Here is a 25,444-nt window from a genome sequence, read left to right on the forward strand (position 1 = left end):
TGTGAAATTGTGAGCGGATAACAATTTCACACAGGATACAGCTATGACTATGATTACGGATTCTCTGGCCGTCGTATTACAACGTCGTGACTGGGAAAACCCTGGCGTTACCCAACTTAATCGCCTTGCGGCACATCCCCCTTTCGCCAGCTGGCGTAATAGCGAAGAGGCCCGCACCGATCGCCCTTCCCAACAGTTGCGCAGCCTGAATGGCGAATGGCGCTTTGCCTGGTTTCCGGCACCAGAAGCGGTGCCGGAAAGCTGGCTGGAGCGCGATCTTCCTGACGCCGATACTGTCGTCGTCCCCTCAAACTGGCAGATGCACGGTTACGATGCGCCTATCTACACCAACGTGACCTATCCCATTACGGTCAATCCGCCGTTTGTTCCCGCGGAGAATCCGACAGGTTGTTACTCGCTCACATTTAATATTGATGAAAGCTGGCTACAGGAAGGCCAGACGCGAATTATTTTTGATGGCGTTAACTCGGCGTTTCATCTGTGGTGCAACGGGCGCTGGGTCGGTTACGGCCAGGACAGCCGTTTGCCGTCTGAATTTGACCTGAGCGCATTTTTACACGCCGGAGAAAACCGCCTCGCGGTGATGGTGCTGCGCTGGAGTGACGGCAGTTATCTGGAAGATCAGGATATGTGGCGGATGAGCGGCATTTTCCGTGACGTCTCGTTGCTGCATAAACCGACCACGCAAATCAGCGATTTCCAAGTTACCACTCGCTTTAATGATGATTTCAGCCGCGCGGTACTGGAGGCAGAAGTTCAGATGTACGGCGAGCTGCGCGATGAACTGCGGGTGACGGTTTCTTTGTGGCAGGGTGAAACGCAGGTCGCCAGCGGCACCGCGCCTTTCGGCGGTGAAATTATCGATGAGCGTGGCGGTTATGCCGATCGCGTCACGCTACGCCTGAACGTTGAAAATCCGGAACTGTGGAGCGCCGAAATCCCGAATCTCTATCGTGCGGTGGTTGAACTGCACACCGCCGACGGCACGCTGATTGAAGCAGAAGCCTGCGATGTCGGTTTCCGCGAGGTGCGGATTGAAAATGGTCTGCTGCTGCTGAACGGCAAGCCGTTGCTGATTCGCGGCGTTAACCGTCACGAGCATCATCCTCTGCATGGTCAGGTCATGGATGAGCAGACGATGGTGCAGGATATCCTGCTGATGAAGCAGAACAACTTTAACGCCGTGCGCTGTTCGCATTATCCGAACCATCCGCTGTGGTACACGCTGTGCGACCGCTACGGCCTGTATGTGGTGGATGAAGCCAATATTGAAACCCACGGCATGGTGCCAATGAATCGTCTGACCGATGATCCGCGCTGGCTACCCGCGATGAGCGAACGCGTAACGCGGATGGTGCAGCGCGATCGTAATCACCCGAGTGTGATCATCTGGTCGCTGGGGAATGAGTCAGGCCACGGCGCTAATCACGACGCACTCTATCGCTGGATCAAATCTGTCGATCCTTCCCGCCCGGTACAGTATGAAGGCGGCGGAGCCGACACCTCCGCAACCGATATTATTTGCCCGATGTACGCGCGCGTGGATGAAGACCAGCCCTTCCCGGCGGTGCCGAAATGGTCCATCAAAAAATGGCTTTCGCTGCCTGGAGAAATGCGCCCGCTGATCCTTTGCGAATATGCCCACGCGATGGGTAACAGTCTTGGCGGCTTCGCTAAATACTGGCAGGCGTTTCGTCAGTACCCCCGTTTACAGGGCGGCTTCGTCTGGGACTGGGTGGATCAGTCGCTGATTAAATATGATGAAAACGGCAACCCGTGGTCGGCTTACGGCGGTGATTTTGGCGATACGCCGAACGATCGCCAGTTCTGCATGAACGGTCTGGTCTTTGCCGACCGCACGCCGCATCCGGCGCTGACGGAAGCAAAACACCAGCAGCAGTATTTCCAGTTCCGTTTATCCGGGCGAATCATCGAAGTGACCAGCGAATACCTGTTCCGTCATAGCGATAACGAGTTCCTGCACTGGTCGGTGGCGCTGGATGGCAAGTCGCTGGCAAGCGGTGAAGTGCCTCTGGATGTTGGCCCGCAAGGTAAGCAGTTGATTGAACTGCCTGAACTGCCGCAGCCGGAGAGCGCCGGACAACTCTGGCTAACGGTACGCGTAGTGCAACCAAACGCGACCGCATGGTCAGAAGCCGGACACATCAGCGCCTGGCAGCAATGGCGTCTGGCGGAAAACCTCAGCGTGACACTCCCCTCCGCGTCCCACGCCATCCCTCAACTGACCACCAGCGGAACGGATTTTTGCATCGAGCTGGGTAATAAGCGTTGGCAATTTAACCGCCAGTCAGGCTTTCTTTCACAGATGTGGATTGGCGATGAAAAACAACTGCTGACCCCGCTGCGCGATCAGTTCACCCGTGCGCCGCTGGATAACGACATTGGCGTAAGTGAAGCGACCCGCATTGACCCTAACGCCTGGGTCGAACGCTGGAAGGCGGCGGGCCATTACCAGGCCGAAGCGGCGTTGTTGCAGTGCACGGCAGATACACTTGCCGACGCGGTGCTGATTACGACCGCCCACGCGTGGCAGCATCAGGGGAAAACCTTATTTATCAGCCGGAAAACCTACCGGATTGATGGGCACGGTGAGATGGTCATCAATGTGGATGTTGCGGTGGCAAGCGATACACCGCATCCGGCGCGGATTGGCCTGACCTGCCAGCTGGCGCAGGTCGCAGAGCGGGTAAACTGGCTCGGCCTGGGGCCGCAAGAAAACTATCCCGACCGCCTTACTGCAGCCTGTTTTGACCGCTGGGATCTGCCATTGTCAGACATGTATACCCCGTACGTCTTCCCGAGCGAAAACGGTCTGCGCTGCGGGACGCGCGAATTGAATTATGGCCCACACCAGTGGCGCGGCGACTTCCAGTTCAACATCAGCCGCTACAGCCAACAACAACTGATGGAAACCAGCCATCGCCATCTGCTGCACGCGGAAGAAGGCACATGGCTGAATATCGACGGTTTCCATATGGGGATTGGTGGCGACGACTCCTGGAGCCCGTCAGTATCGGCGGAATTCCAGCTGAGCGCCGGTCGCTACCATTACCAGTTGGTCTGGTGTCAAAAATAATAATAACCGGGCAGGCCATGTCTGCCCGTATTTCGCGTAAGGAAATCCATTATGTACTATTTAAAAAACACAAACTTTTGGATGTTCGGTTTATTCTTTTTCTTTTACTTTTTTATCATGGGGGCCTACTTCCCGTTTTTCCCGATTTGGCTACATGACATCAACCATATCAGCAAAAGTGATACGGGTATTATTTTTGCCGCTATTTCTCTGTTCTCGCTATTATTCCAACCGCTGTTTGGTCTGCTTTCTGACAAACTCGGGCTGCGCAAATACCTGCTGTGGATTATTACCGGCATGTTAGTGATGTTTGCGCCGTTCTTTATTTTTATCTTCGGACCACTGTTACAATACAACATTTTAGTAGGATCGATTGTTGGTGGTATTTATCTTGGCTTTTGTTTTAACGCCGGTGCGCCAGCAGTAGAGGCATTTATCGAGAAAGTCAGCCGTCGCAGTAATTTCGAATTTGGTCGCGCGCGGATGTTTGGCTGTGTTGGCTGGGCGCTGTGTGCCTCGATTGTCGGCATCATGTTCACCATCAATAATCAGTTTGTTTTCTGGCTGGGTTCTGGCTGTGCACTCATCCTCGCCGTTTTACTCTTTTTCGCCAAAACGGATGCGCCCTCTTCAGCCACGGTTGCCAATGCGGTAGGTGCCAACCATTCGGCATTTAGCCTTAAGCTGGCGCTGGAACTGTTCAGACAGCCAAAACTGTGGTTTTTGTCACTGTATGTTATTGGCGTTTCCTGCACCTACGATGTTTTTGACCAACAGTTTGCTAATTTCTTTACTTCGTTTTTTGCTACCGGTGAACAGGGTACGCGGGTATTTGGCTACGTAACGACAATGGGCGAATTACTTAATGCCTCGATTATGTTCTTTGCGCCACTGATCATTAATCGCATCGGTGGGAAAAATGCCCTGCTGCTGGCTGGCACTATTATGTCTGTACGTATTATTGGCTCATCGTTCGCCACCTCAGCGCTGGAAGTGGTTATTCTGAAAACGCTGCATATGTTTGAAGTACCGTTCCTGCTGGTGGGCTGCTTTAAATATATTACCAGCCAGTTTGAAGTGCGTTTTTCAGCGACGATTTATCTGGTCTGTTTCTGCTTCTTTAAGCAACTGGCGATGATTTTTATGTCTGTACTGGCGGGCAATATGTATGAAAGCATCGGTTTCCAGGGCGCTTATCTGGTGCTGGGTCTGGTGGCGCTGGGCTTCACCTTAATTTCCGTGTTCACGCTTAGCGGCCCCGGCCCGCTTTCCTTGCTGCGTCGTCAGGTGAATGAAGTCGCTTAAGCAATCAATGTCGGATGCGGCGCGAGCGCCTTATCCGACCAACATATCAGGGCGGAATGATCGCAATGAACATGTCGATGACAGAAAGAATAAAAGCAGGCAAGCTATTTACCGATATGTGCGAAGGCTTACCTGAAAAAAGACTTCGTGGAAAAACGTTAATGTATGAGTTTAATCACTCGCATCCATCAGAAGTTGATAAAAGAGAAAGTCTGATTAAAGAAATGTTTGCCACGGTAGGGGAAAACGCCTGGGTAGAACCCCCCGTCTATTTCTCTTACGGTTCCAACATCTATATAGGCCGCAATTTTTATGCAAATTTCAATTTAACCATTGTCGACGACTACACGGTAACGATCGGTGATAACGTACTGATTGCACCCAACGTTACTCTTTCCGTTACGGGACACCCGGTACACCATGAATTGAGAAAAAACGGAGAGATGTACTCTTTTCCGATAACGATTGGCAATAACGTCTGGATCGGAAGTCATGTGGTTATTAATCCAGGCGTCACCATCGGGGATAATTCTGTTATTGGCGCGGGTAGTGTCGTCACAAAAGACATTCCACCAAACGTCGTGGCTGCTGGCGTTCCTTGTCGGGTTATTCGCGAAATAAACGACCGGGATAAGCAATATTATTTCAAAGATTTTAAAGTTGAGTCTTCAGTTTAAATAAGCAAAATTGCCTGATGCGCTCCGCTTATCAGGCCTACAATTTCAGAGATCTACGTAGGCCGGATAAGGTGTTCACGCCGCATCCGGCATAAACTACGCTCGCGGTAACCCAGCCGATTACCGTTTGTAATCGATGGCTTCTGGCTGCTCCAGATATACGGTGGTTTGTGCCGGTTGTGTGCTGGCAATCACCTTGCCGCCACGTACCGAATAACGTACCGGAACCTGACGGCGCAGCGCATCAAACCCATTTTCAGCCGGCAGGATAATCAGGTTGGCGCTGTTTCCGGCGGCAATGCCGTAATCCTGCAAATTCAACGTCCTGGCGCTGTGGTGGGTGATTAAATTCAGGCCGTCGTTAATCTGCCCGTAGCCCATCAGCTGGCAAACATGCAGCCCCATATGCAGCACTTGCAGCATATTCGCCGTTCCCAGCGGATACCACGGATCGAAGACATCATCGTGACCAAAGCAGACGTTAATGCCGGACTCCAGCATCTCTTTAACGCGCGTGATGCCGCGACGTTTTGGATACGTATCGAAACGTCCTTGCAGATGAATATTGACCAACGGGTTGGCGACAAAGTTAATACCGGACATTTTCAGCAAACGAAACAGGCGCGAAGTATACGCCCCGTTATAGGAGTGCATTGCCGTAGTATGGCTGGCGGTGACTCGCGCGCCCATGCCTTCACGGTGCGCCAGGGCAGCAACGGTTTCGACAAAGCGTGATTGCTCATCATCAATCTCGTCACAGTGAACATCGATGAGACGGTCGTATTTTTGCGCCAGGGCGAAGGTTTTATGCAGCGACTCCACGCCATATTCACGGGTAAATTCAAAATGCGGAATCGCCCCAACAACGTCTGCCCCTAAGCGTAACGCCTCTTCCAGCAACGCTTCACCATTGGGATACGACAAAATCCCTTCCTGCGGGAAGGCGACGATTTGTAGATCAATCCACGGCGCAACTTCCTGTTTCACTTCCAGCATTGCTTTCAGCGCAGTCAGCGTTGCGTCCGAAACATCGACATGGGTACGCACATGCTGAATGCCGTTGGCAATCTGCCATTTCAGCGTTTGCCATGCGCGTTGTTTCACATCGTCATGAGTTAATAACGCTTTGCGCTCGGCCCAGCGTTCAATGCCTTCAAACAGCGTGCCGGACTGATTCCAGTTCGGTTGTCCGGCGGTTTGCGTGGTGTCCAGGTGAATATGCGGCTCCACAAACGGCGGTAAAACTAAACCTTGTTCGGCATCCAGGCTGTTTTCAGTTATGGGCATCACCCCGGATTGCGCATCAATGGCGCTGATTTTTCCGTCGTGAAAATGAATCTGCCACAGCCCCTCTTTGCCGGGTAACCGGGCGTTAATAATTGTTTGTAAAGCGTTATTCGACACTGTTAGCCTCCACATGCGTCATTGCTGCTGTCGTTTTACGATTCAAAATCGGGTTAAGGATCAGATAGCTCAGCGCGCCACCTAATACCGCGTTGACCGGAACAATTCCCGGTAACCAGTGGCCTGCGGCAATCCCCAGCGCGACCGCCAGAATCGCCACCCAATTGACACTCATCATACGCGTGGTCGCAAAGTGCTCATAGCGGCGACGGTTCATCAGATAATCAGCGATGATCACGCCGCCCACCGGAGGAATAGCTGCCGAAAGGAAGGTCAACCAGCCGACAAAATTGTTATACAGCCATAATGCGCAGACCGTACCGATAATACCGTTAATCACCGAAAGGGTTTTGCTCGACATACCGGTAATGTTGGCGAAACCTAAACCCGACGCATAGAGCGCATTATCGTTGGTGGTCCAGATATTCAGCCCCAGCACCACAATCGCAGGCAGCAGCAGGCCCTGAGCAATCATCACATCAGAGATATCCGCCATCCCCAGTGCCGCAGCGCCCGCTGCACCGAAAATAAACATCAACGAGTTGCCGAGGAAAAAGGCCACCATCGCCACCAGCACCGCCAGTTTGGCATTGCGACCAAACCGGACAAAGTCAGCGGTGAGCGTACCCGCACTGATGAATGACCCCACAACCAGCGCCAGCGCGACATTGAAATCTAACGGTTGTGCGGGAACGACCGCTTTTAATGCGTCCAGTCCGCCCATGCCGTTAACGGCCAGCCACACGGAATAACCGCCAAGGCAGGCGATAGCCGGAACCGCAATCACCGAAAGAACTGTCAGCGCCGAAATGCCAAAGAAGACGGTGACGGTCATCAGTAAACCGGAGACGGCAATCAGCAAATTAATATCCAGCCCGGTTGCCTTGCCCACCGGAATAGCAAACATCGCCACGCCAACGCCAAACCAGCCAACCTGGGTGCCGCCCAGCAGCAGTGAAGGCAACCATGAGCCTTTAACACCAAACGAGAAGCGAGCAAGAAGATGGGTGGTCAGGCCGGTTTTTGCGCCAATGTAACCAAGAAATGAAGTGTAAATACCGAGGAGAAGATTACCAATGAGAACTGCGAGGAAGAAATCATGATAGCTAAGACCGGTTCCGAGAGTGCCGCCGGTCCACATACTGGCGGAAAAGAAGGTTAATCCCAGCATGACGAACGTCAATGCCAATACCCCTTTCCGCGCCGACTGCGGGACTGGCCCTTGGCTAAAGTTGTTATCTTGCGACACGAAATTCCCCCTTTTTGCTGTTTGAAACCCAAAAAATCCGCCGCATTCTATTCATCTGAAGATAAAAAGCAATCGTTTTCGTAGGGGGATATATTTTTTATATGAATGAGTGCAAAAAGGCGGGGGAAACTTATCTGTGTAAAAACAGTGGGTAGGCATGATAAGACGCGTCAGCGTCGCATCAGGCATCTGCGCATGGTGTCGGATGCGGCGCGAGCGCCTTATCCGACCTACGGTTCAGGCCTGTAGGCATGATAAGACGCGTCAGCGTCGCATCAGGCATCTGCGCACGGTGTCGGATGCGGCGCGAGCGCCTTATCCGACCTACTCTTCCATCGCCTGGCGGATCTGATCCAACGACGCTGGATCATCAATGGTCGTCAGATCCCCAGGATCGCGTCCTTCGCAAATCGCCTGGATCGTGCGGCGCAGCATTTTTCCGGATCGCGTTTTTGGCAATTGCGAGACAAACCAGACGTGCGCCGGGCGGCCAAAGTTGCCAATCTGGCTGTCCACCAGCGCCATAATCGCCTTCTCTTGCGAGTGCGCCACCTCACGGTCTTCCAGACTGTCGCTCTCTTTCGGAATGACAAACGCCACCGCCACCTGCCCTTTCAGCGCATCTTTCACCCCAACCACCGCCACTTCGGCAACGACCGGATGACTGGAGATACTCTCTTCAATCTCACGCGTACCCAGCCGATGTCCGGCAACGTTAATCACATCGTCAGTGCGCCCGAGAATAAAGTGATAACCGTCAGCATCGCGGATGCCCCAGTCAAAAGTGGCGTACACCGGACGGGAAAACAACGACCAGTACGTCTTCACAAAGCGGTCGTCGTCGCCCCAGATGGTTTGAATACAGCCTGGCGGCAATGGCCCCTCCACCACCAGCATCCCTTTCTCATTGACGCCACACGGTTTGCCGGTGACTTCATTGAGCAACTGCACGTTATAGCCATACATCGGCACGCCGGGGCTTCCCAGACGCGTCGGCCTGTCATCCAGACCGCGAGCAATCGCCATAATCGGCCAGCCGGATTCGGTCTGCCAGTAGTTGTCGATGACCGGCACATCCAGCGTATTGCTCACCCAACTGGCGGTCGGCTCGTCCAGCGGTTCTCCAGCCAGATAGAGCACTTCCAGCGACGAAAGATCGTGTTTGCGAATTTCAGCGGTAGGGAATTTTTTCAGCACGCGAATGGCGGTCGGCGCTGAAAACATGCGGCTAACCTGATATTTCTCGACAATTTTCCACCACACGCCGCAGTCCGGCCAGGTCGGCAATCCTTCGTAAACGATAGTCGCCATCCCCGCCAGCAGCGGCGCGTAAACGATATACGAATGCCCTACCACCCAGCCGATATCCGAAGCACAAAAGAACACGCCGCCCGCTTTGCCGCCAAAAATGGTGTCCATCGAGGTCGCCAGCGCCACCGCATATCCGCCGACATCACGCTGCACACCTTTAGGTTTGCCGGTCGTGCCGGAGGTGTAGAGAATGCAGGAGGTTTCGTTGGATTCCAGCCATGCCACCGGCACCCGCGCGCCGATGTGCTGATGGCGCAACGACGCGAAATCGACATCCCGCCCGCTAACGCGCGCCATTTTCGCCAGCCCGCGATCCACCAGTAAAACGTGACGCGGCTGATGCTGTGCCTGACTTATCGCATCGTCGAGCAATTTTTTATACGGAATGATTTTACCGCCGCGCGCCCCGGCATCAGCCGAGACAATCAGCACCGGTTTAGCGTCATCAATTCGCGCCGCCACGCTGTGCGAAGCAAATCCCCCAAACACCACCGAATGAATAGCGCCAATGCGCGCGCAGGCCAGCAGGGTAATATGCGCTTCGGCAATCATCGGCATATACACCAGCACCCGATCGCCACGCTGCACGCCCAGTGAGCGCAGCATTGACGCCACCGCATTCACTTCGTCATGTAACTGGTGGAAGGTAAAGGTACGCTCTTCCTCTGTTTCCGAAGAGACGGCAATCAATGCCAGCGCCCCTGGCTGTTTCTCCAGCCAGCGATCGATAGCGTTGTGACACAAGTTGGTTCGGCCTTCACAAAACCAACGGGCAAACGGCGGGTTGCTGTGGTCTAGCGTTTGCGTAAAGGGCGTCTGCCAGTCAATACGCCGGGCCTGCTCGGCCCAGAACTTCTCCGGTTCGTTAATCGAACGCTGATAAAATTCGCTAAAAGACATAATGCTCTCCTGTTGAACTTACGCCTTACCGCCGTTTACTTAAATGACGTACAGGTCGAGATACTCATTGACCGGCATCTGTTCCAGGCGAGTTCTGTCGAGAGAAACCTCCAGAATGCGCTGCTGTTGGCGAGTCGGGAACTGGCGCGCGAGATTGATTTTGAATTTATCGACCAGTTTCGGAATGCCATCCTGACGGCGGCGAGCATGACCAATGGGGTACTCCACCACCACTTCTTCAAAGCGCGTGCCGTCGGTGAACTCAAGGGTTATGGCATTGGCGATGGCGCGTTTTTCCGGGTCGTGGTAGTCAGCGGTAAACGCCGGATCTTCAAAGCAATTGATCTTCTCGCGCAGGGCGTCGATGCGTTTATCTTGCGCAACGTTGTCCTCGTAATCTGCCGCCGTTAAGCGCCCGAACAGCAGCGGGATCGCCACCATGTACTGAATGCAGTGGTCGCGGTCAGCCGGGTTATTGAGCGGCCCTTTTTTGTCGATGATGCGAATACAGGCTTCGTGGGTGCGAATGGTCACTTTTTCGATATCCGCCGCCGTTTTGCCTGCTGCCTGCATCTGTTCATAGAGCGTCATCGCTGCTTCAACTGCCGTCTGGGAGTGGAACTCCGCCGGGAAGGAGATTTTGAACAGCACATTTTCCATCACGTAAGAACCATACGGGCGCTGGAAGCGGAACGATTCGCCTTTAAAGGAGACGTCGTAGAAGCCCCACACAGGCGCAGTCAGGGCTGACGGATAACCCATTTCGCCGGTTTTCGCCATCAGTGCCAGACGTACCGCGCGGGAAGTGGCATCGCCCGCCGCCCAGGATTTACGCGTGCCGGTGTTCGGCGCATGGCGATAGGTGCGCAGCGACTGACCGTCCACCCACGCCAGTGAAACGGCGTTGAGAATTTCCTCGCGGGTCAGGCCGAGCATTTCGGCGACCACGGCGGTGGAAGCCACTTTCACTAACAGAACGTGGTCGAGACCAACGCGGTTAAAGGAGTTTTCCAGCGCGATGCAGCCCTGAATTTCATGGGCTTTGATCATTCCGGTCAGCACCTGTTTCATGGTCAACGGCGCTTTGCCGCTGGCGACCGCGTTGCGCGAAAGCCAGTCCGCCGTTGCCAGAATGCCGCCGAGGTTATCGGAAGGATGCCCCCACTCCGCCGCCAGCCAGGTATCGTTGAAATCGAGCCAACGGATCATCGCGCCAATGTTAAATGCCGCCTGGACGGGGTCGAGCTGAAACTGAGTTCCGGGAACGCGCACGCCGTTGGGTACGACGGTGCCGGGGACAATTGGCCCCAGCAGTTTTTTACAGGCCGGATATTCGAGAGCTTCCAGACCACAGCCGAGCGTGTCGAGCAGGCAGTAATGTGCGGTGTCGTAGGCTACTCTGGAGCTGATTTCGTAGTTCATCACGTAATCGACGATATCAACGATTTCACGATCAAATTCCGGGCGAATGTTGTTGATTTGAGCTGACATTGGGTACGTTTCCTTATTGTTATTCGTAGAGGTTTACTGGCGCTTATCCAGCGCGACAAACTGGCGGTCTTCCGGTCCAACGTAATTGGCGGAAGGACGGATAATTTTGTTGTCCTGACGTTGTTCGATAATGTGCGCCGCCCAGCCAGTGACGCGGGCGATAACAAACAGTGGTGTGAACATCTCGGTGGGAACACCCATCATGTTGTAGGAAACAGCGGAGAACCAGTCGAGATTGGGGAACATCTTTTTGCTCTCCCACATCACTGTTTCCAGGCGATCGGCGATGTTGTACATCTTCAGCGAGCCGCCTTCCTGCGAGAGCTGCTTTGCCACGCGTTTGATCACTTGGTGGCGCGGGTCGGCGATGGTATAAACCGGATGCCCAAAACCAATGACCACTTCTTTGTTTTCCACCCGCTTACGGATATCAGCTTCGGCTTCGTCCGGCGTTTCGTAGCGTTGCTGGATCTCCAGCGACACTTCATTCGCCCCGCCGTGTTTCGGCCCGCGCAGTGCGCCAATCGCGCCAATAATGGCGGAATACATATCAGAGCCAGTGCCCGCAATCACCCGGCCGGTAAAGGTGGAAGCGTTAAACTCGTGTTCGGCGTACAGCACCAGCGAGATATGCATCGCCTTTTCCCAGCTTTGCGACGGCTTTTCGCCGTGCAGCAGATGCAGGAAGTGACCGCCGATAGAGTCGTCATCAGTTTCCGGCTGGATGCGTTCGCCGTTGTGGCTGTAGTGATACCAGTAGAGAAGAATCGAACTAAGTGACGCCAGCAGTTTGTCGGCAATATCCCGCGCACCAGAAACAGTGTGCCCCTCTTTTTCTGGCAGCGTGCAGCCGAGCGCGGAAACGCCGGTGCGCATAACATCCATCGGGTGTGACGCCGCCGGTAAGGCTTCCAGCACGGTACGCACGTTAGCCGGTAGACCACGCAGGGCTTTCAGTTTCGTTTTGTAGGCGGCGAGTTCGTCACGGGTTGGCAGTTTGCCGTGGATCAGCAGGTGCGCCACTTCTTCAAATTCACAATGTTCCGCCAGATCAAGAATATCGTAGCCACGGTAATGCAGGTCGTTGCCGCTTTTACCCACGGTGCAGAGCGCCGTATTGCCCGCCGGAACGCCGGAAAGTGCCACCGATTTTTTCGGTTTAATGACATGGGTACTGTTTTGCAGGATCGTTGTGTCGCTCATATTGTCCTCGTCATTGTTATCATTTGTAGGGTCGAGATTGTTGTCGGATGCGACGCTATGCGTCTTATCCGACCTACAGTTCAGTTCACCTCGTAGGCCTGATAAGTCGCGTCAGCGGCGCATCAGGCATCGGTTGTCGAATACAACCAACGGGCGTTTTTATTTCACCTGACCACGGGCAAACAGGTCGTCGAGCTTCTCTTCGTACTGGTAGTAGTTGATGCTTTCGTACAGCTCGTTGCGGGTCTGCATGGTGTCGATGACGCTTTTCTGTGTGCCTTCCTGACGCAGGATGTTGTAGACATGTTCAGCGGCGCGGTTCATGGCGCGAAACGCTGAAAGCGGGTAGAGCGCCATTGCGACATGGGCGCAGCGTAATTCGTCGGTGGTAAACAGCGGTGTTGCGCCAAATTCGGTAATGTTGGCGAGGATCGGCACCTGCACCGCATCGGCAAACTGGCGATACATGGCGAGTTCGGTAATCGCCTCCGGGAACAGCATTTCGGCACCCGCTTCAACATAGGCCTGCGCACGCTCGATCGCCGCATCCAGCCCCTCTACCGCCAGCGCATCGGTACGCGCCATGATCACAAAATCAGGATCGGTTTTCGCATCCACCGCCGCGCGGATCCGATCCACCATCTCTTCTTTCGAGACGATCGCTTTATTCGGACGATGACCGCAGCGTTTCGCACCAACCTGATCTTCAATATGCAATCCTGCCGCACCGGCTTTAATCATTGATTTCACCGTACGCGCCACGTTAAAGGCTGAAGAACCAAAACCGATATCCGCATCCACCAGCAGCGGCAGCGAACAAACGTCGGTAATACGGCGAATGTCAGTCAGCACATCATCAAGAGTAGAAATACCGAGATCGGGCAGCCCCAGCGATCCTGCCGCCACGCCACCGCCGGAGAGATAAATCGCCTGATATCCGGCACGCTGCGCCAGCAGCGCATGGTTAGCGTTGATGGTGCCAACAATTTGCAACGGGGTTTCTTTGCTAAGTGCAGCGCGAAACGCTTTACCTGGAGAGTGTAGAGACATAGCCCATCCTTTGTTATCAACTTGTTATTTGCGTTGATAAAGACAAAGCAATGGGTGTGCCACAATTGCCTTAATAAAATTAAATATTTAATTTCAATGAGTTAAAGATAAAGTCATGAAGTAATCCGCAAATATGCGTTTCAGTTAACGTTTCAGGCAATGTTTCACCGCGTTTCATTGCAACAATTATGAAACAAGACTAAACCCAATATTCGGTTTCTTAACTTTGCGGTGCGCTATGGCACATCCACCACGGCTGAATGACGACAAACCGGTTATCTGGACGGTATCTGTAACGCGGCTGTTCGAGCTGTTTCGCGATATCAGCCTCGAGTTTGATCATCTGGCGAACATTACCCCTATCCAGCTTGGCTTTGAAAAAGCGGTGACCTACATCCGCAAGAAACTGGCAAGCGAACGCTGTGACGCCATCATCGCTGCTGGCTCTAACGGCGCATATCTTAAAAGCCGCCTGTCAGTGCCAGTTATTTTGATTAAACCGAGCGGCTACGATGTGTTACAGGCACTGGCAAAAGCCGGAAAACTCACCTCTTCTATCGGCGTTGTCACTTATCAGGAAACTATTCCGGCGCTGGTGGCGTTTCAAAAAACCTTTAATTTGCGCCTCGACCAACGTAGCTACATTACCGAAGAAGACGCGCGCGGGCAGATTAACGAGCTGAAAGCTAACGGCACCGAAGCGGTGGTCGGCGCGGGGCTGATTACCGATCTGGCAGAAGAAGCCGGAATGACCGGAATTTTTATTTATTCCGCCGCCACCGTACGCCAGGCGTTCAGCGATGCGCTGGATATGACGCGCATGTCGTTACGCCATAACACTCACGATGCCACCCGCAACGCCCTGCGTACTCGTTACGTGCTGGGCGATATGCTCGGTCAATCACCACAGATGGAACAGGTGCGGCAGACTATTTTGCTGTATGCCCGCTCCAGTGCGGCAGTGTTGATTGAAGGGGAAACGGGGACGGGCAAAGAGCTGGCGGCCCAGGCGATTCATCGAGAATATTTTGCCCGCCACGATGCGCGACAGGGCAAAAAGTCGCATCCGTTTGTTGCCGTCAACTGCGGAGCGATTGCCGAATCGCTGCTGGAAGCGGAGCTGTTTGGCTATGAGGAAGGGGCGTTTACCGGCTCGCGACGCGGAGGTCGCGCCGGGCTGTTCGAAATCGCCCACGGTGGCACGCTGTTTCTTGACGAGATAGGCGAAATGCCGCTGCCGTTGCAGACTCGGCTGCTGCGGATGCTGGAAGAAAAAGAGGTCACCCGCGTCGGCGGGCATCAGCCTGTTCCGGTGGATGTGCGAGTCATTAGCGCCACTCACTGCAATCTGGAAGAAGATATGCGGCAAGGGCAGTTTCGCCGTGATCTGTTTTATCGGCTGAGTATTTTGCGTCTGCAATTGCCACCACTGCGCGAGCGGGTGACGGATATTCTGCCGCTGGCGGAAAGTTTTTTGAAAGTGTCTCTGGCTGCACTTGCTGCCCCGTTTTCTTCCGCATTACGCCAGGGATTACAGGCAAGCGAAACCGTGCTGGTGCACTACGACTGGCCGGGCAATATTCGAGAACTGCGCAATATGATGGAGCGACTGGCGCTGTTTTTAAGTGTGGAACCGACGCCGGATTTAACGCCGCAGTTTTTGCAGCTGCTACTGCCGGAGCTGGCGCGCGAGTCGGCGAAAATTCCCGCTCCACGCTTACTGACACCACAACAGGCACTGGAGAAATTTAAAGGCGATAAAACAGCAGCGGCGAATTATTTAGGCATAAGCCGGACGACGTTCTGGCGGCGGCTGAAAAACTGAACTGCCGAATGCAGCGCGAACGCTTTATCCGGCATAAATTTCAATAGATGATCACCGATAAACTTACGCATCGGGGATGTTTACATAGGTTTCAGAATTACTTCTTCTTATAAATATTTGCCGTGCCGTGAATCTTATTGTCAGTTTGACCAGAGGTCAGCACCAACACATCAGCCCCTTTTTCATCGGCTTTTTTGATCAAATCTTCTTTCGCATCTGCGGTCGACATTTCATTACTGGTTGAAATATCATCTATTTTTTCATATTGCGATGCAACCTTTTCAAATTCCGCTTTGGTCATTAATTCTGCGGCATAGACATTGGTAACGGCAAACGCTAACGCACCGACTAACATTTTAGAGATTATTTTCATATTACGGCTCCAGAGTTGTTATCACACTATCACCCACCCACATTATTGGGTTGATTAATAATTAGTTCAGTCAGGGCATAAACGCCAGTAACCGGAAATAAGACACTTTGTGATCTCTCTCGCACCCGATTATTTTTGGTAGAAATATGATGAAGTTACTTCACTTATTTATGGATGAAATCACTATGGATCCTTTGCACGCCGTTTACCTGACCGTAGGATTGTTCGTGATTACTTTTTTTAATCCGGGAGCCAATCTCTTTGTGGTAGAACAAACCAGCCTGGCTTCCGGTCGACGCGCAGGGGTGTTGACCGGGCTGGGCGTGGCGCTGGGCGATGCATTTTATTCCGGGTTGGGTTTGTTTGGTCTTGCAACGCTAATTACGCAGTGTGAGGAGATTTTTTCGCTTATCAGAATCGTCGGCGGCGCTTATCTCTTATGGTTTGCATGGTGTAGCATGCACCGCCTGTCAACACCGCAAATGAGCACACTACAACAACCGATTAGCGCCCCCTGGTATGTCTTTTTCCGCCGTGGATTAATTACCGATCTCTCTAACCCGCAAACCGTTTTATTTTTTATCAGTATTTTCTCAGTAACATTACATGCCGAAACACCAACATGGGCACGATTAATGGCCTGGGCGGGGATTGTGCTCGCATCAATTATCTGGCGAGTCTTTCTTAGTCAGGCGTTTTCTTTGCCCGCAGTGCGTCGTGCTTATGGGCGTATGCAACGCGTTGCCAGTCGGGTTATTGGTGCAATTATTGGTGTATTCGCGCTACGCCTGATTTACGAAGGGGTGACGCAGCGGTGAGCAGATAATTTACTCTCTACGTAATCAACCTGATTTGCCGGATCCCGACCATCGGCGACGATAGCCCCCGTAATGCGTGGTCCTTATTTCCGATAAGTTTACTTGAGTCTTTAGCTTCCCATTTCAGCCACTCTCCCCTGTGTGGGCTTTTTCATTGGTCTGACCCGTCCTGAATAGCCAAACAATGGCAATGTTCCACTTTGCAGGGATGATAATAAGGGGATCTGATTCAGAAAAGTTTTGAAAAGTTGGACCGCCATCGAGGCCTCGAACCCCGTACCATACAACAATCCTGGTTGTCGTCTGCTCTTCCTGATGAGCTAATGGCGGTTTTTGATATGAGCCTTACAACATATTTTCTGTCAGGCTTGAGTGCGATGCGTAAGATACAGAAAAGACCCCACACAAACATGATGGAATTATGATTTTTTTCATATGAATGTCAACCCACACATTCACAAAACATCTGTATGAGAACATTTTTTATACACCATATAGCTGCGAAACCACTACTGGTGCTTTTTTAAGCGAAACTCCGCCGTTCACAACAAAATATCGGCGAAAAAGGAGGGGGAATGCCATTTGGCATACAGATATACAGATGAAATGATGACCTGCTTTGCGATTCACTCTCTGGTGGAATAACAACTTGCAGGTGGCTCTCTTAAATAAAAATAAACGTCGCAGATAATAAAGCTCTGATTAAACCATACACTATCAGAAATCGCTCATAACTAACGTGTAAAGTAGTGGAGTTAATTTAACAATCTGAATTTACGCTATAGGTTTACCACTACTTTGATATTATTTCGCTCTCCTTAACTAAAAAGTTAAGTGGAGCGAAGTTAATATGTTAAACCACAGGATGTTTATTAATTTTTTCAGTCTGTTAGTGTGCGATTATCGATAACAAAACGATATTTCACATCACCACGCAGCATTCGCTCATAGGCTTCATTAATTTGATCGGCCCGAATCATCTCTATATCAGCCACGATGCCATGTTCGGCGCAAAAATCGAGCATCTCCTGAGTTTCTGGAATGCCGCCAATCATAGAACCAGCTATCGCGCGGCGTTTCATGATCAGGTTGAAAACTTCCGGCGATTTATGCGGTGTCGCAGGCGCACCAACCAGCGTTATGGTGCCATCGCGCTTCAGCAAGGTGGTAAAATCGTCGAGATTATGTGGCGCAGCTACTGTATTCAAAATGAAATCGAAACTCTTCACATGAGCCACCATCTCATCGGCATTGCGTGAGTTAACAACTTCATCGGCCCCCAGGGCTTTTGCCGCTTCGCGTTTTGACTCAGAAGTGGTAAATGCCACCACATGCGCCCCCATCGCGTGGGCCAGTTTAATCCCCATATGTCCCAGACCGCCGATGCCGACCACGCCCACTTTTTTACCCGGCCCGGCCTGCCAGTGGCGTAGCGGCGAGTACGTGGTGATTCCTGCACACAATAAAGGAGCCACCGCCGCCAACTGCTCTTGCGGGTGACGAATACGCAGAACATATCGCTCATGAACGACGATCTGTTGTGAGTAGCCGCCCAGAGTATGGCCCGGTTCATCCGGCGTCGGCGAGTTATAGGTTCCGGTCATGTGATCACAGTAGTTTTCCAGCCCATCTTCACACTCTTCGCAATGTTTACAACTGTCGACAATGCAGCCGACACCAACCAGATCGCCCGGCGCATGTTTTTCTACCTGATCACCAACGGCTACCACGCGCCCCACAATTTCATGACCCGGCACGCAGGGGTAAACCGTCCCCGCCCACTCCGAACGGACCTGGTGGAGATCGGAATGGCAGACGCCACAGTAAGCGATTTCGATTTTGACATCATGCGGTCCCGGTTCACGCCGGGTGATATCCATCGGTTCAAGCGGTTGTTTAGCGGAATATGCACCAACAGCTTTGATCTTCATTGTGTTTACTCCTGATTAGCTATGTGTATTTGGCGATGCCTGATATGTCATCGCGGCAAAACGCGTCCATTGAATATAGCCAATATTTAAACCACCCGATCCAGCCCTAACATGCCGCGAGCCTGAATGAAACAGAGCAGCAACGTTCCCCATAAGGCGAGCGCCTATAAGTGTGATATTTGCTATCCGTAAAAGACAAAAATCGGCAAAACTGATGATATTTTCACGTAGACAAATAGTTATCTACACAACGTCAATAAGGGCATATTCTTCAAAGATAATGTCCATTTCTGCCAACACACTCATACTCAGGCCGCCCCACTCCCTGGGGCTTAAATCTCTTACTGTTCACCGTTGCAGGCGTTTCAAATGCGCATCAACCTGCCACACTCCCCCACACCAGTTGCCCTTTATGGAACGTTGCGGTTCTCGGCGAGATACGCGCCACCGCCTCGGCGGAACAGGAAGCGTCCACCAGCACAAAACTGGCGTCATCCTGCGCTTTTGGCCACACGTGCTCGCCTTTTTCATTTAGCGGCAATACATCACCGGTGGCTAAAAACAGCGAGCGGGATAAATTCTGTTCGTTAGGGCGAATATAGAGCTGCGCGTACAGATTGGCTTTTTCCAGCATGTCGCCCAGGCCGTAGGGTGACCAGTGGTCGATAACGCTGTCGGTGCCGGTCATCACTTTTACGCCTTTGTCGTGCAGCTGTTTGAGCGGCATATGCAACGTGCCAATCGGCACCGTCGAGGCGATAGAAATTTGCTGCGCCACCATCCGGTGCGCCAGTTCATCTACCTGTTGTTCGTTGAGCGTTGCCAGCGCAAAGGCGTGACTGATGGTCAGCTTGCCTTTTAGCTGCGGCGTTTTCTCCACTGTTTCAACCATATAATTGATGGCTGCCACGCCTGCCGGCGTGGTTTCGTGCAGGTGAATATCGACGCCTTTGTCATAGTCCAGCGCAATCTGGAACATGGTGTCGAGGGATTTTTCCATCGCGCCATCGACACTGGTCGGGTCCAGCCCGCCGACATAATGCGCCCCCGCCTGCATCGCTTCGCGCATTAAGGATTCCGATTTCGACAGCAGCAAACCGTGCTGCGGAAAGGCGACGATTTCACACTTGAAGCCCGCCTGACGTCGCGCCAGCACCGCCTGCAAATTTTGCAGATTTTTCAGGCCGGAAACCGGTTCGATATTGCAGTGGCTGCGGGCAATGGTGGTGCCTTTCGACTGCAATAAATCGATCAGTTTTTCCGCCCGTTCCTGCGTGTACGGTTGCAGTTCCGGCAGCATTTTCTGCTCGAGTTTGATCATGTCCTGGATAGTGGTGCCTGCCGGACGATTGAGCGAGCGCCACGGCCCGCCGTAGAAGGTTTTGTCGAGATGAATATGCATGTCGCGGGTGGTGGGCAGCATCAGCTTACCGCCAGCGTCATAGTGCGGCAGCGTGGCGTCCGGATGCTGCTTGTTCTCGCGCAGGGCAACAATTTTACCGTTCTGAATTTCCACAGTCTGGCGCGCCGTGCGGGTCTGCACCGCCACGCCATTTTCGTAGTCAAAACCGGTTTCCAGCAGCACGTTATCGAGATAGTAATGCGGGTCAGTGATTTTCATGGTGTTGTTCGCTTCGCAGTTTAGGGTGCCAGCTCCCCCCGCATGGGCGAGCGGCACTGAGGGACCAAACAGCGCGGCGGCGGTAACCATCTTACCGCTCTGGCTCAGAAATTCACGGCGGCTATTGTTTTCTTTCATCTTACGTCCTTAGGTTTTAATAATATGGGTGCCCGTTTCGCCGCGTAGCGCCGCAGGCAAGCATTCCGGCGTGGTGATAATCACTTCTTTGCCGCCCTGTTCCAGGAACGTCAGGCTGGCGATGATTTTTGGCAACATGCTGCCAGGTGGGAAATGCCCTTCCTGCATATAGCGGGTCATGGTGGCAATATCTACGCGATCGAGCGCCTGCTGCTGCGGTTTGCCAAAGTGAATACACACTTTTTCAACGCCAGTGGTGATCACCAGAATGTCGGCGTGAATTTCACGGGCCAGTAGCGCGGTAGAGAGATCTTTGTCGATAACCGCGTCCACGCTTTGATAATCTCCCGCTTCGGTGCGCACCACAGGAATTCCACCGCCGCCCGCGCCAATCACCACAAAGCCTTGTTGGATCAGCGCCTTAATGGCAGGTGCTTCGACAATACGTTTCGGTTCCGGCGAGGCGACCACGCGGCGATAGCCCCGTCCTGCATCTTCAACAAAACGCCAGTCAGGGTTTGCCTTTTGTAGTTCGTCACGCTGGCTTTCACTAAAGAATGCGCCGATGGGCTTGATGGGATGGGCAAACCCCGGATCGTTTTTATCCACTTCCACCTGAGTCACCACGGTGACGGCTTTTTTCTCGCCGTGACGCGCCAGTCGGTTGTTCAGCGCCTGCTGGATCAGATAGCCAATGCCACCTTGCGTATCCGCCACACAGTTCGCCAGCGGCGTTAAGGGCAGCCCTTCGCGCTCGTGGGCAATCTCCGCGCGGCGTAAATCCAGCCCGACCTGCGGCCCGTTGCCGTGGGTCAGCACAATGTCGTAATCGGAAGCCAGCATTTCCAGCACCGTATCGGCCACGGCTTTCACCGCCTCCGCCTGATGCTCAATCGACTGGCTGGCGTTATCTTTGATAATGCTGTTGCCACCAATGGCAACGACCACAAGTTCTTTCATGTTGTTATGTCCGCGACAGAGGGTGATGGGGTTATGACCAACGCCAGACTGCCTGATGCGCTATGCTTATCAGGCCTACAGATTCCCGTGCCATTCGTAGGCCGGATAAGGCGTTCACGCCGCATCCGGCTGTGGTGACCAATGCCTGATGCGCTACGCTTATCAGGCCTACAGATTCTTGCGCCATTCGTAGGCCGGATAAGGCGTTCACGCCGCATCCGGCAGAAACAACGCGCACTTTACAGATCAGACGCCGTAACGTTCGCACCAGCCAAAAATGGCTTTCTCGAAGCAGGCGAAGGGTGGATGCACAATGCCCGCGCCAATCATGCCGACGCCCGCATCTTTATGGGCAATGGCGGTGTTGATCACCGGCAGAATGCCGCTGCTGCCCACGCGGGTGATGTCGATTGCCGACGGCACGCCCATAAAACCGAGCAGCGGAATGGTGACGTTGGGGTTTTCACCGAGAGTGATTTCACGCATCTGGCGGGAGAAATCGATAGCCTCTTCCACCGTACCGCCCACCAGCGCGACGATTGCAGGCGCGGTCGCCATCGCAAATCCGCCAATACCGTAGGTTTCGGTGATGGCGCTGTCGCCAATATCCAGCCCCGAATCTTCCGGCTTATAACCGGCAAACATCGGGCCGATCACCTGCTGCGCCGGGCCGGTAAACCATTGCCCCGGCAGGCCGCTGACCCGCAGGCCGAACTCGACGCCGTTACGCGCCATGGTGGTCACCACAGTGCTGTATTCGATGCCGTGCACCGCATCCATCGCCGCTTTACACATCGCCATCCACGTCGGGCCGGAGAAGTAGTCGCTGCTGGCAACAAACTCGAACACTTCGCGCTGTTGCTCGACGGAATAACCTGCCTGAATAATTCCCGGCGTCAGCGCCTGAATCAGCAACGTCGTCCCGGCGTTATTGCGGTTATGGCACTCATCGCCCATATGCAGCGCCTGCGCCAGCATTAAGCGCAGATCGATCTCGCCGATAATTTTCATCGCGTCGCGCAGCATTGGCCCCTGAACATCGCGCATCCAGTTGAGGCGGTCGATCACGCTCTGGTCGTTGGCGCCCATACGCAAAATCTTCGCCATCTGCTCGCTCATGTTGGTATAAGCGATGTTGCCGTAGGTTTTGTTTTTCACGATGTGCATAAACATCGAGGCCGAGGTAACACCCGCCATCGAACCCACGCAGTCGTGCTCGTGGCACGGCGAGAAGGTGATCTCCCCGGAGGCCGCCAGTTCAGCCGCCTCATCGAGATCTTTCGCCAGCCCTTCGAACACCAGCGCCCCGGTGACCGCGCCTTTCATCGCGCCGCACATTTTTTCCCAGGTGACCGGTGGCCCGGCGTGAAGAATGGTTTTCGCCGTCATGCCCGGCACCACGTTAATCGCCTGATCAAAGCCGATTAGCACCGGATGCGACTGGATAATGCGCTCCAGCGCCTGCTGGTTAGCGGCGGCGATTTTGTCTGCCAGCGGCGAATCGGCAATGTTATCCAGCGCCTGCACCACCTGCATATTGCCCTGCCCCGGCGGCGTCCAGTCGAGTTGGGTCACTTCTACATGCTGCTTTTTCAGATCATCGCTAAACATGGCGATACCGACGTTAATAACATTCAACGGTTGGCTAAACAGTGACTGGCTCATCAGGCTTCCTCCCCTTTGCAGATAAATTCACGCGCCAGCAATCCGGTATTGGTGCTGCTGCTCGCCAGAATCACTCCGGCATCAAGCAGCATCTGGCTTTGTTGTTCTAATGATGGCGTATCGAGATCGGTGCCCAGCACATAGGCGAGAATGATCAACTCGCGTCCTTCGGCAGCGGCGATCGCTTTCGCTTCTTTGATCGCCTCGATGGTGGAACCGACCGGATCTTCATGCGATCCAAATCCGAGCACAAAATCCATCACGATCACCGCCACTTCTGGATCGCGCGCTTCTTCGATCAAGCGGCTGATACGGTTGGTCGGGTCAATCATTGGATGCGGCTTGCCGTTGGTGAAGTCATCATCGCCAAAGTCGAGGAAGGTGTGTTTGATGCTGCGGTTGATATCTTGCAGGCGGAATTCAGGATCGGGCTGGATATTGCTGTAGACATCGCCATGTTTTTCCATCACCGCGAACAGGGTTTCGTCACACAGCGTACCGCCGCAGAACAGACCACGAATGTATTTCTGCTGCGGTTGCAGACGCGCCCGCACATCCGCAATCAACGGCTGGTTAAGCGTATGCAGGTCGAGATGTTCTTGTTTCACGCCGGAGAGCATCACCGCTTTCAATGCCGCCTCTTTGCTGCCGCGAGCAAACTGTAGCCCCTGCTCATCCACTGACGTTTCGCCACGACCGAGGAAGCAGGCCACCACTGGCTTGCGGCAGGCGCGTGCGCGTTCCAGCACTTTGCGAGCCACCGCAGGCGCAGGCGGTTTGGAGATAAGCACAATGATTTCAGTTTGCGGATCGTTTTCCAGCATCCCGATGGCATCGAGCATCATCAGGCCACCGATTTTCTCGCTCAGGTCGCGCCCGCCGGTGCCGATCAGTTGTGAAACGCCGCCACCAAATTCATGGATACGGACGCTCAATTCCTGGCTGCCGGTGCCAGATGCGCCAACAATACCGATGTTGCCGCGACGCACGGCGTTACCAAAGCAGAGCGCCGCGCCGTTGATAATCGCCGTGCCGCAGTCTGGCCCCATCATCAGCAGCCCTTTTTCATGGGCCAACTGTTTGAGCGCCAGTTCATCTTCAACTGAGACATTATCGGAAAACAGCATCACGTTGAGGTCATTTTGCAGCGCCTGACGCGCTTCGCGAGCGGCAAACAGACCGTTGACCGAAATCACTGCCAGGTTACTTTCCGGGATATACTTTTTGGCGCTGGCAATAGTGGCGTAACGCGCCTCGTGCGAGCCGCTTTGCGCTTTGGTGTTGAACAGTTCTTCAATCTCCGCCAGCAACTGCTCGTTGTCCACACCCGATTTACCATTGATGACAATCATCAGGTCGCCGTTTTTCGCCTGCTCCAGCTCCGGCGTCAGCAGTCCTAAATTCTTCAACACGCCTTTGTTCATTTCGGTCGCCATCGCCACAAATGCCTGCTCGACGCCGTCGAGTTTATTTGCACGCGTGGAGATAGACATCAGCGAGACAGAATCAAAATAGGTATTCGGTTTAATGACTATTTTAACTGACATAATTCCCTCCGTAAGTTTGGCTCAGCGCACAACCATCGGCCATGCCATACAGCATGTCGCAGCCGGAACTGGAGCCAATATGTTTAATTTTTTCTATTGCCTGAGTTGCGTTCCCAGGGATGTCATAAATAATGTTGTGAATAAAACGATGAATATTTTCCCGGCAGCGTTGTTGTAATGCGGCTTCCAGCGTGATGGCACTTAATAACGTGGTATTATTTCTGCCGCGTTGCAAACCGAGATAAAATTCCTCTTTGTATTTTTCCGCCGGATGTCCGGAAATAAATAAAATAAGTACCAGTCCGGTCAGATAATCATCGGCTGATGGCGTAAGGCCAATCCCTAAGCCCATCATACTGGCGACCGCTACGGCGATATTTTGTTTATCGTTTACGGCCTGAATAACTGCCCGACGTTTAATATGTAGTTCTTTATTTAACGCCTGATAAAACGGATTATCGCCGCGATAATTAAACAGGGTTTCATTTTCCCCCAGGTGCTGATGAATAATGTCGTGCCACTGTTGCCAGGCGATAAGGTGAAAATTCAGAGCGGTCATTTGCATGGTTGGGGACAGCCAACGCTGGCAATGACTCATCTCTATATGATGATGTTGACCAATCGTAATGCCTTGATCGTCAAACTGAACCTTATCACCATGCCGGAACAGACCATTAAAGTGAGTGAGTGCCAACCGACAACTGTTAGGCGCATTGTCGTACTCTTCACAAAGCAGCGTCAGCAACTGCTGGCGAGCCGGGAGTACGATATTTACCGCTCTGGCAAAGACCTGTTCAACCTGTCCTTGCCCCCGCTGCGCCAGAAAATCAGCATCCGCAGTTAGCGCCCACACACACC

Annotated in this window: 18 protein-coding genes and 2 pseudogenes; 5 read left to right on the forward strand and 15 right to left on the reverse strand. The window is 53.2% G+C overall.

The window, feature by feature from the left end; genetic code table 11:
• The first annotated feature begins 43 nt into the window (after positions 1-43).
• The 3 genes from lacZ to lacA all read left to right on the forward strand — a co-directional run bounded on the left by lacZ (position 44) and on the right by lacA (position 5,100).
• Positions 44-3,118 (forward strand): beta-galactosidase, encoded by a 3,075-nt coding sequence (lacZ, locus tag ACJHYO_RS07425; protein ID WP_001682636.1) that lies wholly within the window; start codon positions 44-46, stop codon positions 3,116-3,118.
• Positions 3,119-3,169: 51 nt separating this feature from the next.
• Positions 3,170-4,423 (forward strand): lactose permease, encoded by a 1,254-nt coding sequence (lacY, locus tag ACJHYO_RS07430; protein ID WP_000291549.1) that lies wholly within the window; start codon positions 3,170-3,172, stop codon positions 4,421-4,423.
• A 65-nt stretch (positions 4,424-4,488) separates the two neighbouring features.
• Positions 4,489-5,100, forward strand: coding sequence for a galactoside O-acetyltransferase (gene lacA, locus ACJHYO_RS07435; RefSeq protein ID WP_001350624.1), 612 nt, complete (start codon positions 4,489-4,491; stop codon positions 5,098-5,100).
• A gap of 120 nt (positions 5,101-5,220) precedes the next feature.
• Here the strand turns inward: lacA and codA are convergent, their stop codons facing one another.
• From codA to prpB, 6 genes are all read right to left on the reverse strand, one after another.
• Positions 5,221-6,504 carry a cytosine/isoguanine deaminase gene (codA, locus tag ACJHYO_RS07440; RefSeq protein ID WP_024232109.1) on the reverse strand — a complete coding sequence of 428 codons (1,284 nt, stop codon included), beginning with the start codon at positions 6,502-6,504 and terminating at the stop codon, positions 5,221-5,223.
• Positions 6,494-7,753, reverse strand: a complete 1,260-nt coding sequence (gene codB / locus ACJHYO_RS07445) for a cytosine permease (protein ID WP_000076233.1) — start codon at positions 7,751-7,753, stop codon at positions 6,494-6,496. The genes codA and codB overlap by 11 nt, the downstream gene beginning before the upstream one ends.
• A gap of 324 nt (positions 7,754-8,077) precedes the next feature.
• Positions 8,078-9,964, reverse strand: a complete 1,887-nt coding sequence (prpE, locus tag ACJHYO_RS07450) for a propionate--CoA ligase (protein WP_024232108.1) — start codon at positions 9,962-9,964, stop codon at positions 8,078-8,080.
• A 39-nt stretch (positions 9,965-10,003) separates the two neighbouring features.
• Positions 10,004-11,455, reverse strand: a complete 1,452-nt coding sequence (gene prpD / locus ACJHYO_RS07455) for a 2-methylcitrate dehydratase (RefSeq protein ID WP_001591604.1) — start codon at positions 11,453-11,455, stop codon at positions 10,004-10,006.
• Between the two features lie 33 nt (positions 11,456-11,488).
• Positions 11,489-12,658 (reverse strand): 2-methylcitrate synthase, encoded by a 1,170-nt coding sequence (gene prpC / locus ACJHYO_RS07460; RefSeq protein ID WP_021515873.1) that lies wholly within the window; start codon positions 12,656-12,658, stop codon positions 11,489-11,491.
• A gap of 159 nt (positions 12,659-12,817) precedes the next feature.
• Entirely contained in the window at positions 12,818-13,708 is an 891-nt protein-coding gene (prpB, locus tag ACJHYO_RS07465; RefSeq protein ID WP_085446377.1) for a methylisocitrate lyase, read from the reverse strand.
• Between the two features lie 238 nt (positions 13,709-13,946).
• Between prpB and prpR the strand changes: the two genes are divergently transcribed.
• Positions 13,947-15,533, forward strand: coding sequence for a propionate catabolism operon regulatory protein PrpR (gene prpR, locus ACJHYO_RS07470; RefSeq protein ID WP_085455211.1), 1,587 nt, complete (start codon positions 13,947-13,949; stop codon positions 15,531-15,533).
• Positions 15,534-15,630: 97 nt separating this feature from the next.
• On the opposite strand, the gene yahO is transcribed toward prpR, so the two are convergent.
• A complete protein-coding gene (gene yahO, locus ACJHYO_RS07475) occupies positions 15,631-15,906 on the reverse strand; it encodes a DUF1471 family periplasmic protein YahO (protein ID WP_410232427.1) in 276 nt (91 codons plus the stop codon).
• Between the two features lie 146 nt (positions 15,907-16,052).
• Between yahO and ACJHYO_RS07480 the strand changes: the two genes are divergently transcribed.
• Positions 16,053-16,724, forward strand: coding sequence for a LysE family transporter (locus ACJHYO_RS07480; RefSeq protein WP_085455210.1), 672 nt, complete (start codon positions 16,053-16,055; stop codon positions 16,722-16,724).
• A gap of 16 nt (positions 16,725-16,740) precedes the next feature.
• On the opposite strand, the pseudogene yahM reads toward ACJHYO_RS07480, so the two are convergent.
• From yahM to ACJHYO_RS07520, 8 genes and pseudogenes are all read right to left on the reverse strand, one after another.
• Positions 16,741-16,984, reverse strand: a pseudogene (yahM, locus tag ACJHYO_RS07485) (protein YahM).
• A gap of 621 nt (positions 16,985-17,605) precedes the next feature.
• Positions 17,606-18,655 (reverse strand): NADPH-dependent aldehyde reductase YahK, encoded by a 1,050-nt coding sequence (yahK, locus tag ACJHYO_RS07490; RefSeq protein ID WP_000692730.1) that lies wholly within the window; start codon positions 18,653-18,655, stop codon positions 17,606-17,608.
• A gap of 86 nt (positions 18,656-18,741) precedes the next feature.
• Positions 18,742-18,816 (reverse strand): annotated as a pseudogene (locus ACJHYO_RS07495) (hypothetical protein); the annotation flags it as partial.
• A 215-nt stretch (positions 18,817-19,031) separates the two neighbouring features.
• Entirely contained in the window at positions 19,032-20,414 is a 1,383-nt protein-coding gene (locus tag ACJHYO_RS07500; RefSeq protein ID WP_024240629.1) for an amidohydrolase family protein, read from the reverse strand.
• A 9-nt stretch (positions 20,415-20,423) separates the two neighbouring features.
• Positions 20,424-21,374 (reverse strand): carbamate kinase family protein, encoded by a 951-nt coding sequence (locus tag ACJHYO_RS07505; RefSeq protein WP_033555987.1) that lies wholly within the window; start codon positions 21,372-21,374, stop codon positions 20,424-20,426.
• A 246-nt stretch (positions 21,375-21,620) separates the two neighbouring features.
• Entirely contained in the window at positions 21,621-23,039 is a 1,419-nt protein-coding gene (locus ACJHYO_RS07510) for a DUF1116 domain-containing protein (protein ID WP_094259069.1), read from the reverse strand.
• Positions 23,039-24,586, reverse strand: a complete 1,548-nt coding sequence (gene fdrA, locus ACJHYO_RS07515; RefSeq protein WP_000111853.1) for an acyl-CoA synthetase FdrA — start codon at positions 24,584-24,586, stop codon at positions 23,039-23,041. Before fdrA ends, ACJHYO_RS07510 begins: the two co-directional genes overlap by 1 nt.
• Positions 24,576-25,439: a DUF2877 domain-containing protein gene (locus tag ACJHYO_RS07520; RefSeq protein WP_001304856.1), complete on the reverse strand. Its 864-nt coding sequence runs from the start codon at positions 25,437-25,439 to the stop codon at positions 24,576-24,578. The genes fdrA and ACJHYO_RS07520 overlap by 11 nt, the downstream gene beginning before the upstream one ends.
• Between the last annotated feature and the right edge of the window lie 5 nt (positions 25,440-25,444).

This window comes from Escherichia sp. WS1118 (assembly GCF_046487695.1).
Lineage (GTDB): Bacteria > Pseudomonadota > Gammaproteobacteria > Enterobacterales > Enterobacteriaceae > Escherichia > Escherichia coli.

What these genes read in the sequence shown, in the direction of transcription:
- ACJHYO_RS07480 (WP_085455210.1), top strand. Translation starts at nt 16,053, where the DNA reads ATGATGAAGTTACTTCACTTATTTATGGATGAAATCACTATGGATCCT.
- ACJHYO_RS07505 (WP_033555987.1), bottom strand. Translation starts at nt 21,374, where the DNA reads ATGAAAGAACTTGTGGTCGTTGCCATTGGTGGCAACAGCATTATCAAA.
- prpB (WP_085446377.1), bottom strand. Translation starts at nt 13,708, where the DNA reads ATGTCTCTACACTCTCCAGGTAAAGCGTTTCGCGCTGCACTTAGCAAA.
- yahK (WP_000692730.1), bottom strand. Translation starts at nt 18,655, where the DNA reads ATGAAGATCAAAGCTGTTGGTGCATATTCCGCTAAACAACCGCTTGAA.
- prpD (WP_001591604.1), bottom strand. Translation starts at nt 11,455, where the DNA reads ATGTCAGCTCAAATCAACAACATTCGCCCGGAATTTGATCGTGAAATC.
- lacY (WP_000291549.1), top strand. Translation starts at nt 3,170, where the DNA reads ATGTACTATTTAAAAAACACAAACTTTTGGATGTTCGGTTTATTCTTT.
- ACJHYO_RS07510 (WP_094259069.1), bottom strand. Translation starts at nt 23,039, where the DNA reads ATGAGCCAGTCACTGTTTAGCCAACCGTTGAATGTTATTAACGTCGGT.
- ACJHYO_RS07500 (WP_024240629.1), bottom strand. Translation starts at nt 20,414, where the DNA reads ATGAAAGAAAACAATAGCCGCCGTGAATTTCTGAGCCAGAGCGGTAAG.
- fdrA (WP_000111853.1), bottom strand. Translation starts at nt 24,586, where the DNA reads ATGTCAGTTAAAATAGTCATTAAACCGAATACCTATTTTGATTCTGTC.
- prpC (WP_021515873.1), bottom strand. Translation starts at nt 12,658, where the DNA reads ATGAGCGACACAACGATCCTGCAAAACAGTACCCATGTCATTAAACCG.
- prpR (WP_085455211.1), top strand. Translation starts at nt 13,947, where the DNA reads ATGGCACATCCACCACGGCTGAATGACGACAAACCGGTTATCTGGACG.
- lacZ (WP_001682636.1), top strand. Translation starts at nt 44, where the DNA reads ATGACTATGATTACGGATTCTCTGGCCGTCGTATTACAACGTCGTGAC.
- lacA (WP_001350624.1), top strand. Translation starts at nt 4,489, where the DNA reads ATGAACATGTCGATGACAGAAAGAATAAAAGCAGGCAAGCTATTTACC.
- prpE (WP_024232108.1), bottom strand. Translation starts at nt 9,964, where the DNA reads ATGTCTTTTAGCGAATTTTATCAGCGTTCGATTAACGAACCGGAGAAG.
- yahO (WP_410232427.1), bottom strand. Translation starts at nt 15,906, where the DNA reads ATGAAAATAATCTCTAAAATGTTAGTCGGTGCGTTAGCGTTTGCCGTT.